The sequence below is a fragment of the Stenotrophomonas sp. Sm6012 genome (assembly GCF_030985895.1).
Taxonomy (GTDB): Bacteria; Pseudomonadota; Gammaproteobacteria; order Xanthomonadales; family Xanthomonadaceae; genus Stenotrophomonas; species Stenotrophomonas forensis.
Genome location: NZ_JAPTFX010000138.1, coordinates 1 through 12920, shown reverse-complemented (window position 1 = coordinate 12920; position 12920 = coordinate 1). Strand labels below are relative to the sequence as shown.

The following is a 12920-nucleotide window of genomic DNA, read 5'->3' as shown; positions in this document are numbered from 1 at the left end:
GCCCCCCCCCCCCCCCGCCTTCATCGCGCCCCCTCGATTTCCAGGAACACATCCATGTCCAGCAAGACCAAGACCGCCAACGACCACGTCATCGAACGCGATGGCTATGCCGAAGTCACCCTCACCCGCCCACGCCAGGTCAATGGCGTGGAGACCGCCGTGCTGCGCATGCGCGAACCCACCGTGGAAGACATGGAGCGCTTCCAGGATGACAAGGGCAGCGATGCACAGCGTGAGGTGCGGATGATCGCCAACCTGTGCGAGATCCCGCCGGACGACCTGCGCAAGCTGCCGCTGCGCGACTACGCCCGCCTGCAGTCGGGGGTCGCGCTTTTTACCACCTGACCCTGCCGCAGATCAGGCAGGGAGTGCTCGCCCTGGCCGGCCATACCGGCTGGGGCCTGCGCGAAATCATGACGCTGCGGGTGTCGAAGTTCATCTGGTGGATACAAGGATTGCCGGTACATGGCGAGTAACGTTCAAACGACAACGATCACGATCGGTGGCTCGATCTCGGGCTCGCTGAAGTCCGCGCTGTCCTCCACCGAGGATGGACTGAAGAAGATCGGCAGCGAACTGGACAGGCTGGAGCGCAAGCAGCGCTCCATGAGCAAGGCGAACCCCTCGCTGGTGAAGCTCAAGCAGAACGTTGCCGGGCTGCGCCAGGAGTACGCCAGGCTCTCCAGCGAGGGCGATCGCCTGCGCAAGGTGCAGACCGGCCTGGAGCGCGTCGAGAAGGCGAGCACCGCCAATCTGCGTAGCCGCAAGAAGCTGGGAGCCTCCTTCAAGGAGTCACGCACCCTGCTCGGCAGCGCAGTGACCCAGCTGGCCAAGCCGGTCGAGAACGCCTCCAGCTTCGCCCGCCAGAACCAGCAGATCGGCAGCGCAGCGGGCCTGGACAACGGCCAGGTCAAGGCGCTGGGCAGGACGATCCTGGCCGAGACCGGCAACACCAACCAGAAGGCGAATGACCTGCAGCGCGCCATCCGGCTGCTGGTCGACGCCGGCATGGATGCACAGTCGGCGCAGACCAGCCTGCGCGCCATCGGCCGCACCGCCACCGTCACCGGTACGGGGATCGACGACGTCTCCAGCGCTGCCGTTGGCCTGCAGCAGTCATTCGACATCGACCCTGCCAACATGCAGTCGGCGCTGGATGTCCTGGTCGTCAGCAGCCGCCAGGGCGGGCTGGGGCTGAAGGACATGGCCAAGGTGATGCCGGTGCTGGGAACCTCGTTCCAGGCACTGAAGCTGCAGGGCAACGCCGCAGCGGCCACCATGGGCGCGGCACTGGAAGCCACGCGCAGGTCCGCGGGCGGCGCTGACCAGGCAGCCACCCAGATGAAGGGCTTCATGACATCGATCATGTCGCCCGAGCTCCAGGCCAAGGCCAAGAAGGGATTCGGCCTCGACCTGCGCAAGGTCATCAGCGACGCGCAGAGCAGCGGTGGCAACCCGTTCGACGCTGCGATGCAGGCCATCATCCAGGCCACGGCCGGCGATCAGCAGAAGATCGGCAAGCTGTTCGGCGATGCACAGGCGAAGAACTTCGTCGGCCCGATGATCCAGAACTGGGACCAGTACACCCGGATCCGCGACAAGGCGCTCAATGGCTCTGCCGGAACCACCGATGCGGCTTATGCCAATGCCATGCAGACCGACCCGGAGAAGATCCAGGGCGCGAAGATCGCCGTGGACAACCTGTCCAAGGCCTTTGGTGCGGCGTTGCTGCCCGCGGTCGGCGACGCCGCGGTGAAACTGACCGAACTGCTGAACGGCGTAACCACCTTCGTGACCGAGAATCCGAAGCTGATCGCCAATACCACCAAGGTGGTGGTGGGCATGCTTGCCATGCGCAGCGCGGTACTCGGTGCCCGTTACGCCTGGACGTTCGTGAAGGGTCCGATCCTGGGCGTGCAGAAGGTCTTCCAGCTGTTCCGTGCCGGCAACCTGCTGGCCCAGCTGGGGCGCTTCGGCCCGATGGCCATGCGTATCGCCTCGGTGTTCCGCGTCGTCGCCACCGCAGTGGGGGCCATTGGTGGCGGACCTATCGCGGTAGCTGTGGCCGCGCTCACTGCCGGTGCCCTGCTCGTCCGCAAGTACTGGGAGCCGATCAAGGCCTTCCTCGGCGGTGTATGGGAAGGTCTCAGCAGTGCGGGCACCTCCGCGATGGGAGAACTGGTGAATGCCGTTGCGCCGCTGCGTCCGGCGTGGGAGGCCGTGGGTGCCCTGCTGGGGCAGGCCTGGGACTGGCTGTCGCGGATGCTGGCCCCGGCGCAGTACACCGGAAACGAACTCTCCCGCGTGGGCGAGATCGGCAAGCTGGTGGGCGAAGCACTCATGCTCAACTTCCGCGCCGTCATCCATGTCGCTGGCTTCGTCGCCGAGGTCTTCAGGATGATCGGCGAGGTCATCGGCACCGTGGCCGGATTCATCGTCGTCACCTTCGGCAGTGCCTGGGACTGGGTTGCAGCAAAGGTCAGCAGCGTGATCGACACGATGATGACCAAGATGGCCCCCTTCATGAAGGTGGTGGGCACCATCATGGACAAGGTCGGGGGCGTGCTGGGCACCGCCAAGGACAAGATCGCGTTTGGTGTGAACACCGCGGCCGATGCCTACGGCGCGATACGCGCAAACGGCGGCATACAGCTCCCCCCGGTGATGCTCGCGCCCGCCAGCATGCACAGCGCCAGCGTGCAGCCACGCATGCCGAATGCCTTTGGTACACCGGCCGGGCGTGCCGCACCGGAGATGCCTTCGCCCACCCCGCGCAGCGCCACCACGGTGCAGCAGCAGCAGACCAACAACATCACCATCCACCAGCAGCCAGGCGAATCCAGCGAAGCGGTGGCGCGCCGCACGGCCGACGAGCTGCAGCGTCGCAGCGCGGTGACCGCCCGTGGTGGCCTGGCAGACAGGAACTGAGCATGAAACGCGAATTCGTAACCGGCGCAGTGGACAAGCTGCTGTCGCAGTTCAAAGCCAACGACTCCGGCAACGCCCCGGTCCTGCTGATGCTGGGCGGCTTCAAGTTCAGCCTCAACACCGCGGTCTTCCGGGAGATCCAGCAGTCCAACGAGTATCGCTGGCAGGCGCAGGACCGCGTCGGCCAGATGGCGGCCCTGCAGTACACCGGACCGGGCTCGGCCAGCATGACCCTGCCTGGCGTCATCTACTACCAGTTCCGCGGCGCCGGCAATGAGCTCGCACAGCTGCGCAGGCTGGCCGCGCAGGGCACGCCTCATCGACTGCTGACCGGCAAGGGCGGCAACCTGGGCCTGTGGGTCATCGAGAAGATCGATGCCACCGCCAGCGAGTTCACCGCCGACAGCGCGATCCTGAAACAGGAATTCACCCTTTCACTGCGGAAGCACAGCGATGGCACGAACGTATAACACCCGCGACGGCGACGTCGTCGACCGTATCGCGTATGCGCACTATGGCGAGCAGTCACCAGCCATCCTGCGCGCGGTACTCGACGCCAACCCGGGCCTGGCCGCGCGCGGCCCGGTGCTGCCTGCCGGCGTGGCGATCACCCTGCCGGAGGTGCAGCGCCCGGCCAGCGAGCGCAAGGGAGTGGCCCTGTGGGATTGAACATCGCACCGGCCTTCCGCGTGGTGGCCAACAGCCAGGACATCACCGACAAGATCATGGTGCGCTTCAAGTCGCTGCGCATCACCGACGAGACCGGCAACACGTCCGACACGCTGGAACTGCAGCTGGCCGACCATGATCCGTCCGATCCGATCCAGCTGCCACCGGTGGGCGCGGAACTGGAGGCCTTCATCGGCTATGACGGCCAAGTGCGGCGCGTGGGCCTGTACATCTGCGACGAGGTGGAGATCTCCGGCTTTCCCGGCAGCATGACGCTGCGCGCCCGGGCGGCACCGTTCGAGACCAGCAAGGGGGGCAAGAGCGACCTGCAGACGCAGAAGACACGCACCTGGAAGAAGGGCACCACGATCGGCGACATGGTGCGGCGCATGGCCGGCGAGCATGGGCTGAACGCAGCGGTGAGCGCATCGCTGGCGTCCATCGTGCTGCCGCTGACGGTGCAGTCGCAGGAGTCGGACATGAACCTGCTGCTGCGCCTGGCCAAACAGCACGATGCCATCGCCAAGCCCGGAGGCGGGCGCCTGGTGTTCGTGAAGCGGGGCGAATCCACCAGCGCCAGCGGCGAGCGCATTCCCGATGTCACCCTCACCCCGGCCGACGGCAGCGACTATCGGGTAACCCTTGCCGCACGCGAAGATGCCGGTACCACCATTGCCTACTACCGCGACGTGCGCAGTGCCAAGCGCCAGGAAGTGAAAGTGGGGAGCGGTGAACCGATCATGCGCCTGCGCATGGCCTATGCCGACCGGGAGAGCGCAGAGGCGGCGGCACGCGCCAAGCATCGCGAACAGGCACGGCAGACGCGGACGCTCAGCTACACCCTGCCCGGCCGCGAGACACTGATGGCCGAAGCCACCGTGGTGATGCAGGGGTTCCGCGAGGGCGTGGATGGCCAGTGGCTGGTCAAGCGCGCCGAGCACAGCATCGGCAGCGAGGGCTACGTCACCCGCATCGAATGCGAACAACCCAACAGTGCCGACGCGGTGAAGGCGGCCAGCAGTGCCGCGGCCACCGAAGGCGAGCAGGTAGCCAGCGAAGTGTAGATCCACGCCATGCGTGGATGCTTTTTGCACATCAACTCACGTACTGCGCCACCCCATTGCCAAACGACCAGTTCTCCTTCTTCACTTCCACCAGGTTGATGAACACATCCTCGCGGCGGATACCCACCGCCGCGTGCAGGCCCTCGGCGATGCCCGCATACAGCGCCTTCTTCTGCTCCAGCGTGCGCCCTTCGTTCCAGGTGATCTGGATGCAGATGAAGTCGTCGGTGCGGTCCACGCCCAGGTAGCCCGGGTCGTAAACGAGCGTGCCGGGGTCGTGCTGCTGGAAGATCTGGAAGCGGTCGTTCTCCGGCACGCCCACCGCACGCATGGCCTGGTAGATGGCTTCACCCACGCGCTGCAGGTAGTCGGCGGATTTACCTTTGCGAAGATCGATGCGGGCGAGCGGCATGGCGGGGCTCCAGGGCCAGGTGGGACGGCAGTGAGCCGAGACTACGCCCGTCGAAAGCGGCGGCACAGCGCATGGATGGAACGTCTGCTTTCATGGATGGCACGTTCGACGACACCTGCGCCGGGTGACGTGATTGCCATCTACCTGGGCCGTGTAGCGGCGCTGCTTCGTTCAGGCAAGGCGCGGATTGCTTTATGGGGGGGGTGGAGTCCCGTCATGGCTGGCGTTGTTGCAACTTTCCTCAATGACTTCCGTCTTCAGGCGGATCGATGATCGCCTCGCCAAGGCAGCACGCCTTGGTCGGGATTGGCGTCTCGAATAAACGAATGAACTTCCATCGCTGCGATTCACGCCGCAGCAGAGAGAATGCACCGACTGCCTTCAATGGCGGCCGGTGCGTGGGGATCGACAGATCCGCCAGGCCTTCTTCTCGATGGAAGTTCGTTTGCCTTGGTACGCCAACCCGCACCGTCCGCCACCTTCACTCCGAAGGTGGCTTTACGCCAGTGAGGATTTTGCCATGACCAAACGAGCCGCATCGTTTCCACGCCTGTACGCATTGATTGCCGACATCGCCAACCAGGTTCTCGACGACATCGCACGCGAGATCGAGTGCGCGCTGGACGAACAGAACCTGCCCGTGCAGTCACCCACGTTCTTCGCCTGCCTCAACGCCATCAGCAACGCCGAGGGCGAGGATGGGCAGCCGTGCAGCAGCCTCACCCTTGCCGCGAGCCATCACGCGTCGCTGCGCCGCTCGATGGCGGGGCTCACCGCACTGCTCGATCTGCTGCAGGCCGCCGACCGCGCGCGTAGCGAGGCCGGCCCGGATGAACAGCTGGGCGCCTTCCACACCGACGGGTTGATCGTGGCCGCACGGCAGCTGGTGCGCGAGGCCAACCATTGCCTGGAAGGTGGCGCCGCCTGAGCGCTCGGTCGCGACGTGGCTACAATCACGCCGGGAATCGCAGGAGACCGCAATGGACGCCGAACACCTGGAGTACTTCAAGGCCGCCCTGGAAGGCCGTGCAACGGTCGGCTGGAACGTCTGGTTTGCCGCCAACCAGCAGGCGCTCGCCCAGCAGGTGAGCCGCGCTGCCCTGCTGCGGTTGAAGTTCAATCACCTGCATGAAGCCGAGCGCCTGCTGGCCGAAGCCGGCGTCGTTCCGGCCAGCACGGCGGGCAAGCGCTATGAGGTGTACTGCGCGCAGTTGTCAGCAGACGTGGTGGACGAGAACGGTCGTCCGTTGCCTGCGGTGTGGCGCGCGGCGCACGGCGGTGCCATCGGCCTGCTTGCCGATGGCGAACACGAAGCTGGCCGGGCAAAGCTGCTTGCGGAGTTCAGCCGCGCGCGCAAGCGCGGGCTGCAGCAGGCGCATGAATGGTTGAGCGATGTGTGCTTCGAAGGCGAGATGGAGCTGAGCGGCGGCAATGCCGTAGTGGGCCGCAGCCTGCTGGCGGTGGTGGTGCAGGCCGGCAGCGGCCACGACCTGTTGGATGGCGTGGCGATGATGGCCCGCGAACGGCTGGAGGATCCGGGCTGAGACGGAGCCCGCTTCGGCGGGCGCCACGGAACCCCAGGCAACAAAAAAGCCCCATTGCTGGAGGCTTTTTTTGTTCTGCAACATGGTGGGCGGTACAGGGATCGAACCTGTGACCCTTGCCGTGTGAAGGCAATGCTCTACCGCTGAGCTAACCGCCCGGTGTGTTGCTGAGCCGCTCATTATAGGGGCTTTTCAGAGGCCGTCAACCATTTTTCACATTCGTGTTCACGGGCGTTTTCCGGGGCACGCAGCCGAGCGTGGCTCGACTCTACAGAACCGCCCAGCGGCGCCTCACATCGTATGGGTCGGCTTGTCCGAGCTGGTCAGGCCGGCCAGCATCGTCTCGATCTTGTGGCGCACTCCCTCGCCTTCGGCGCCATCGGCCAGCTGCACGCCGATGCCGGCGGTGCGGTTGCCCTGCGCGCCGGCCGGGGTCACCCAGATCACCTTGCCGGCTACCGGCAGGCGCTCGCTGGAATCGGGCAGGGTCAGCAGCAGGAACACCTCGTCGCCCAGGAAGTAGCGCTTGGGCGTGGGCACGAAGATGCCGCCATTCTTCACGAACGGCATGTACGCGCTGTACAGCGCGGCTTTGTCCTTCACGGCCAGGGACAGGATGCCCTGGCGGGCGTTGCTGGCACTCATCGATTTCCCCTTGCGGCAGGCCGCTCGTTCACCTTGTTCCAGGCCAGCAGCAACTCGACCACCGCAAGGTCTGCACGCACCGTGGTGCGCAGCAGGTCGCGGGTGCGGTTGGCCGCATCGAACCAGGCTGCAAGCTTGTGCAATCGCTCCGGCGTGGTCAAGGCATCGGTGCTGGCCTGGGCCAGTGCCAGGTCGGCAGCGAAGCGCAGGCGCAGCGCCGCGTTGTCATCACCGCACCACTTCTGCGCCAGCTCCACCGCGCCGGTCTTGCCGGCGGCCAGCTGCTCCAGCTCGCGGCCCACTTCGCGGCGCAGGCTCAGGCCATCTTCGCGCAGCCAGTTGTCGGCTTGGCCGGGATGGCCGCGCGCGGCGTCCAGCGCTTCGCGCGCCGATGCTTCGCTGTGGCCCTGCTGCTGCAGCCAGGCCAGTGCTTCCTCGCGTGGCGGCAGCTTGAACTCCAGCCGCTGGCAGCGGCTGCGCACGGTCTGCGGCAGGCGCGCCGGGTCGCTGCTGATCAACCACAGGTAGCGACCCGGCTGCGGCTCTTCCAGCGTCTTCAGCAGCGCATTGGCCGCCGAGCGGTTGATCGCATCGGCCGGGTCGACGATCACCACCTGCGCCACGCCGTACTGCGGGGTCAGCGCCAGCTTGTTGGTGATCTCGCGTACCTGCTCGATGACGATCTCGGTACGCAGCTTGTCGCCGCTCTTGTTCGGAATGAAGCTGACCAGCTGCAGGTCCGGATGCGTGCCGGCGGCGATCAGCTGGCGCGTGCGCGTGGCATGTGCAGCGTCGCCACGTGCCAGCACATGGTCAGCCAGCGCCAGCGCCACCTCATGCTTGCCCAGACCGGCCGGGCCGCAGATCAGCAGGCCGTGGCCGAGGCGATCGGCATCGAGCGCGGCCACGGTCTGCTCGAACGCGCGCTGCTGCCATGGCGAGAACGTGCTCATGCGCCCTCCCCGTCCTGCAGCCAGCGCTCGACGCGCACGACCACATCGGCTGCCACGCGCGCCTGCACCTGGCCGGCGTCGATCAGCGCGAAACGCTGCGGATCCTGCTGCGCGCGGCTGCGGAACACGGCGCGCACGCGCTGGAAGAAATCGTCCTGCTCACTCTCGATGCGGTCCGGCCACAGGTCACGGCCGTTGGCGCGCGCGCGGCCCACGGCCACATCCACATCCAGCAGCAGGGTCAGGCCGGGCAGCAGGCCGACCGCGCGTCGTTCCAGATCGGCAATCCACTGCGGATCAAGCCCGCGGCCGCCGCCCTGGTAGGCATAGCTGGAATCGGTGAAGCGATCGCTCAGCACATAGGCGCCGCGCTGCAGCGCCGGCTGGATCACCTGCCGCACATGCTGCGCGCGCGCGGCGAAAACCAGCAGCAACTCGGCTTCGGCGCTGAGCGGCTCGGCGGCGATCTCGGCATCGGGCTTCAGCACCAGGCCGCGGATGCGCTCGGCCAGCGGCGTACCGCCCGGCTCGCGGGTCAGCACCACCTCGTGGCCGTGGCTGCGCAGGCAGTCACGGATGGCATTGATGGCGGTGGTCTTGCCCGCGCCCTCGCCGCCTTCCAGGCTGACGAAACGCGGGTGGCGAAGCAGCGCGGGACTCATTGCGCCGGGGTCTCCTGGGTACGTTGCCGGCGCAGCTGCTGCAGGTAGCGGGCTACGGCGGCGTTGTGCTGGTCCAGGCTGGACGAGAACACGTGCGCGCCACTGCCATCGCCGACGGCGACGAAGTACAGCGCGTCGCCCGACAGCGGCTGCGCGGCCGCCATCAGCGCATCTCGGCTGGGCATGGCGATCGGGGTCGGGGTCAGGCCGGCACGGGTATAGGTGTTGTAGGGCGTATCGGTGGTCAGGTCGCGGCGGCGGATGTTGCCGTCATACGCGGCACCGATGCCATAGATCACGGTCGGGTCGGTCTGCAGGCGCATGCCGATCTTCAGGCGGCGCATGAACACGCCGGCAATCTGCGGGCGCTCGCTGGCCAGCGCGGTTTCCTTCTCGATGATCGAGGCCATCGTCAGCAGTTCGTACGGCGTGTTGATCGGCAGGTCCGGTGCGCGGCTTTCCCAGGCTTCGTCCAGCGCCTTTTCCATCGCCGCGTGGGCACGCTTGAGCACATCCAGGTCGCTGTCGCCACGCTGGTAGACGTAGGTCTCCGGCAGGAAACGGCCTTCCGGATGCTGGCCACCGAAACCAAGACGCTGCATCAGGGCCGCGTCATCAAGCGTGTCGGTGGTGTGCAGCAGCGGCTCGGCGCGCTTCAGCGCGGCACGCAGCTGGCGGATGTTCCAGCCCTCGACGATCGTGACGCGGTGCTGCAGTACCTTGCCGGCGCGCATGCGCAGCAGCAGTTCGCGCGGGGTCAGGTCGGCGCTGAGCGCGTACTCGCCTACCTTCAGCTTGCCGGCGGCATCGAGCTGGCGCGCCAGCAGCTGCCACTGCGCATCCTGGCCTTCGTCCACGCCGGCCTCGCGCAGCTTGCGCAGCACGCTGTTCATGCCATCGCCGCTGGCGATGACCACGCTTTCGGCGGTCGGGGTGATCCGCGCGTCGGCGAACTGGGTCTGCTGGTAGAAGAACCACGCGCCCGCACCGGCGACGACGGCGGCCAGCACCACCACCAGCGTTACCACGAACAGACACCCGCGCTTGGCTCCCGCCATGGACTACCTCTGAACTCGATTCCGTCGTGCAGGATACCGTGCCGGTGGATTGGGGTCATGACCGGGGTGGCAGACACCCCGGTAGTGCGCCTACCCCTGCTGGCCCAGTGCGCGCAGCAGGCCGCGCGCCTTGGCCCGGGTCTCGTCCAGTTCCTTGTCCGGGTCCGAATCGACCACGATGCCGGCGCCGGTGCGGAAGCTGACCTCGTGGCCCTCCACTTCGGCGGTGCGGATCAGGATGTTCAGGTCCAGGTCGCCATCGCGGTTCAGCCAGCCGAACGCACCGGTGTAGGCACCGCGCGGCACCTGCTCCAGCTCGCTGATGATCTGCATGCAGCGCACCTTCGGGCAGCCGGTGATGGTGCCGCCCGGGAAGGTCGCGGCGATCACCTCGCCGGGGGTGACCTCTGGGCGCAGATGGCCACTGACGTTGCTGACGATGTGGTGCACGTGGGCGTAACTCTCCACGGTCATCAGCTCATCGACCACCACGGTGCCGGGCAGGCAGATGCGGCCCAGGTCATTGCGCTCCAGGTCGATCAGCATCACGTGCTCGGCACGCTCCTTCGGGTGGCCGACCAGCTCCTGGATGCGTGCGGCATCGTCATCGCCCTCAAACCGCGGACGGGTACCGGCAATCGGACGGGTCTGCGCATGGCCGGCATGCACCGACACCAGCCGCTCCGGAGAGGAACTGACCACGTGGCGGCCATGCGCGCTGAACAGGCCGGCGAATGGTGCCGGGTTGGCGCGGCGCAGCTGTGCATATAGCGCCTGCGGGCTGACCGGCGCGGCGAACCGGGCGCTCCAGCGCCGCGACAGGTTCACCTGGAACACGTCGCCGGCACGCAGGTACTCGATCACCCGACGCACGCCGTCGGTGAAGAGCTGCGGCGCATCCTCGCCCACCGACTGCGGCGGCTGCCAGCCCAGCCCGGCCTCGGGCAGCGCGGCCGAGGCCTGTGCCACCAGTGCATCCAGCAGCACCTGCTGGCCCGCTTCGGCGATCACGAAGCTGGCATCGTTGTGGTGGTCGTGCAGCACCGCCGCCGGGCAGCGCAGCGCCAGCGCGGTCGGGCGGCCGTCGTCGCGCGCGCGCGCCGGCAGCACCGGTTCGATCTGGCTGGCCACTTCGTAGTCCAGCATCAGCGCCCAGCCGCCACGGAACGGCAGGCTGTGGCTGCCGTCATGCGGCAGGCGTTCGGCCTGCCAGGCGCTGTCCAGCACCTGCAGGAAGCTGCCCGCGTGTACGGCGTCGTGCTGGTCACGCACCTGGCCATCGGCATCCAAGCGCAGGACACCGCCCTGTGCGGCCAGCAGCAGGCTCCAGCGGCCCTGGGCGGTACCCGAGGCGGTGGACTCCATCAACAGCGGGAAGCGCGCCGGATCGTGCTGCTGCAGGGCGAGCAGATCGATCGGGTGCGGCAGCGGGTGGATCAGCGGTGCGTGGGTCATGGCGGCCAGCTCAGGGAATCAGATGCACGGAAGCCGCCTTGCGGCGGCTTCTTCGTATGTAGAGTCGAGCTTGCTCGACTGCGGCACACGTCCAGTCGAGCAAGCTCGACTCTACCAAGGCGGTGCCGGGCAATTGCCCGCCGCCACGCACCGGTCAGATGCGCTTGAAGATCAGCGTGCCGTTGGTGCCGCCGAAGCCGAAGCCATTGGACATCACCACGTCCACCTTGGCCTGGCGTGCTTCGTTGGGCACGTAGTCCAGGTCACAGCCTTCGCCCGGCTGCTGCAGGTTGATGGTCGGCGGGATCACGTTGTCCTGCAGCGCCATCACCGAGAAGATCGCTTCCACGCCACCGGCGGCGCCGAGCAGGTGGCCGGTCATCGACTTGGTGGAGCTGACCATCATCTTGTAGGCGTGGTCGCCGAAGGCGGTCTTCATCGCCATGGTCTCGCCCAGGTCGCCCAGCGGCGTGGAGGTGCCGTGTGCGTTGAGGTAGCCCACCTGTTCCGGGGTCACGCCGGCGTCCTTCATCGCCATCACCATGCAGCGCGCGGCGCCTTCGCCGTTCTCGCTCGGTGCGGTCATGTGGTACGCGTCGGAGCTGGCGCCGAAACCGGCCAGTTCGCAGTAGATCTTCGCGCCACGTGCCTTGGCGTGCTCGTACTCTTCCAGGATCAGGATGCCGGCGCCGTCGCCCAGCACGAAGCCGTCACGGTCCTTGTCCCACGGGCGCGAGGCCTGTTCCGGGGCATCGTTGCGGGTGCTCATGGCCTTCATCGCACAGAAGCCGCCCACGGCGGTCGGCGACGAGCCACGCTCGGCACCGCCCACCACCATCACGTCGGCATCGCCGTACTGGATCATGCGCATCGCGGTACCGATCGAATGGTTCGAGGTCGCGCACGCCGACACCGCCGAGAACGACGGGCCCTTCAGGCCGGTGATGATGCTCAGCTGGCCCGGAAGCATGTTGATGATGGTCTTGGGCACGTAGAAGGGCGAGATCTTCTTGCCCTCGTGGAACTCGATGGTCTGCTCTTCGATGCCGAGCAGGCCGCCGATGCCAGCGCCGACGATGGCACCGATGCGCTCGGCATTGGCGTCGGTGATCTCCAGGCCCGAATCGTGCAGGGCCATGAACGAGGCACCGAGGCCGTAATGGATGAACGGGTCCATCTTCTTGGCATCCTTGCCACTGACCCGGAACTTGCCGAACAGTTCATTGTCGGCGGTGATGTCAAATCCCTTGACCTCACCTGCAATCTTGGTGGTGAACCGGTCCAGATAGGCATCAGCAACGTTGGTCAGCGGACCGATGCCCGAACGACCGTGGGTGATGCCTTCCCAGCTGCTGGCCAGATCATTGCCCAACGGCGAGACGATACCCAGGCCGGTTACGACGACGCGACGCTTCATTGCTGTTTCTCCTGACCCGGATGGTTTCTACGGGTAACTCGGTTTGCTTCGATGTGATGCCCAAACACACGGGGCCGCAACAGCGGCCCCATGGGGTGCGGTGGGGGGCGGGC

The 12920-nt window shown here is 66.8% G+C and carries 14 protein-coding genes and 1 tRNA gene; 7 read left to right on the top strand and 8 right to left on the bottom strand.

Going from position 1 to position 12920, the window contains the following annotated elements:
• Positions 1 to 54 precede the first annotated feature (54 nt).
• From O0J73_RS18360 to O0J73_RS18340, 5 genes are all read left to right on the top strand, one after another.
• The gene (locus O0J73_RS18360) at positions 55 to 345 is read left to right on the top strand and encodes a phage tail assembly protein (protein WP_004154663.1); all 291 of its coding nucleotides are present in this window, start codon (positions 55 to 57) and stop codon (positions 343 to 345) included.
• 120 nt (positions 346 to 465) lie between these two features.
• Positions 466 to 2928 (top strand): phage tail tape measure protein, encoded by a 2463-nt coding sequence (locus O0J73_RS18355; protein WP_308309320.1) that lies wholly within the window; start codon positions 466 to 468, stop codon positions 2926 to 2928.
• A gap of 2 nt (positions 2929 to 2930) precedes the next feature.
• Positions 2931 to 3398, top strand: a complete 468-nt coding sequence (locus O0J73_RS18350) for a phage tail protein (protein ID WP_004154659.1) — start codon at positions 2931 to 2933, stop codon at positions 3396 to 3398.
• A complete protein-coding gene (locus O0J73_RS18345; protein WP_053508642.1) occupies positions 3382 to 3597 on the top strand; it encodes a tail protein X in 216 nt (71 codons plus the stop codon). The genes O0J73_RS18350 and O0J73_RS18345 overlap by 17 nt, the downstream gene beginning before the upstream one ends.
• Positions 3588 to 4661 carry a contractile injection system protein, VgrG/Pvc8 family gene (locus O0J73_RS18340; protein WP_308309319.1) on the top strand — a complete coding sequence of 358 codons (1074 nt, stop codon included), beginning with the start codon at positions 3588 to 3590 and terminating at the stop codon, positions 4659 to 4661. The genes O0J73_RS18345 and O0J73_RS18340 overlap by 10 nt, the downstream gene beginning before the upstream one ends.
• Before the next feature lie 31 nt (positions 4662 to 4692).
• On the opposite strand, the gene O0J73_RS18335 is transcribed toward O0J73_RS18340, so the two are convergent.
• Positions 4693 to 5073, bottom strand: a complete 381-nt coding sequence (locus O0J73_RS18335; RefSeq protein ID WP_049457617.1) for a tautomerase family protein — start codon at positions 5071 to 5073, stop codon at positions 4693 to 4695.
• A 520-nt stretch (positions 5074 to 5593) separates the two neighbouring features.
• Between O0J73_RS18335 and O0J73_RS18330 the strand changes: the two genes are divergently transcribed.
• Both O0J73_RS18330 and O0J73_RS18325 read left to right on the top strand, forming a co-directional pair.
• Complete coding sequence (locus O0J73_RS18330) at positions 5594 to 6001, top strand: hypothetical protein (protein ID WP_308309318.1); 408 nt, start codon at positions 5594 to 5596, stop codon at positions 5999 to 6001.
• 52 nt (positions 6002 to 6053) lie between these two features.
• Positions 6054 to 6617, top strand: coding sequence for a hypothetical protein (locus O0J73_RS18325; RefSeq protein WP_004154653.1), 564 nt, complete (start codon positions 6054 to 6056; stop codon positions 6615 to 6617).
• 83 nt (positions 6618 to 6700) lie between these two features.
• On the opposite strand, the gene O0J73_RS18320 is transcribed toward O0J73_RS18325, so the two are convergent.
• The 7 genes from O0J73_RS18320 to fabF form a co-directional block, all read right to left on the bottom strand.
• A tRNA-Val gene (locus O0J73_RS18320) sits at positions 6701 to 6775 on the bottom strand.
• A gap of 133 nt (positions 6776 to 6908) precedes the next feature.
• Positions 6909 to 7262, bottom strand: a complete 354-nt coding sequence (locus O0J73_RS18315; protein WP_004154652.1) for a PilZ domain-containing protein — start codon at positions 7260 to 7262, stop codon at positions 6909 to 6911.
• Positions 7259 to 8215, bottom strand: a complete 957-nt coding sequence (locus tag O0J73_RS18310; RefSeq protein ID WP_133933953.1) for a DNA polymerase III subunit delta' — start codon at positions 8213 to 8215, stop codon at positions 7259 to 7261. The genes O0J73_RS18315 and O0J73_RS18310 overlap by 4 nt, the downstream gene beginning before the upstream one ends.
• Positions 8212 to 8877 carry a dTMP kinase gene (gene tmk, locus O0J73_RS18305; protein ID WP_004154650.1) on the bottom strand — a complete coding sequence of 222 codons (666 nt, stop codon included), beginning with the start codon at positions 8875 to 8877 and terminating at the stop codon, positions 8212 to 8214. The genes O0J73_RS18310 and tmk overlap by 4 nt, the downstream gene beginning before the upstream one ends.
• The gene (gene mltG, locus O0J73_RS18300; RefSeq protein ID WP_004154649.1) at positions 8874 to 9935 is read right to left on the bottom strand and encodes an endolytic transglycosylase MltG; all 1062 of its coding nucleotides are present in this window, start codon (positions 9933 to 9935) and stop codon (positions 8874 to 8876) included. Before mltG ends, tmk begins: the two co-directional genes overlap by 4 nt.
• A 90-nt stretch (positions 9936 to 10025) precedes the next feature.
• Positions 10026 to 11390, bottom strand: a complete 1365-nt coding sequence (locus tag O0J73_RS18295; RefSeq protein ID WP_308309317.1) for an aminodeoxychorismate synthase component I — start codon at positions 11388 to 11390, stop codon at positions 10026 to 10028.
• Positions 11391 to 11544: 154 nt separating this feature from the next.
• Positions 11545 to 12807 carry a beta-ketoacyl-ACP synthase II gene (gene fabF / locus O0J73_RS18290; RefSeq protein WP_308309316.1) on the bottom strand — a complete coding sequence of 421 codons (1263 nt, stop codon included), beginning with the start codon at positions 12805 to 12807 and terminating at the stop codon, positions 11545 to 11547.
• Positions 12808 to 12920 lie beyond the last annotated feature (113 nt).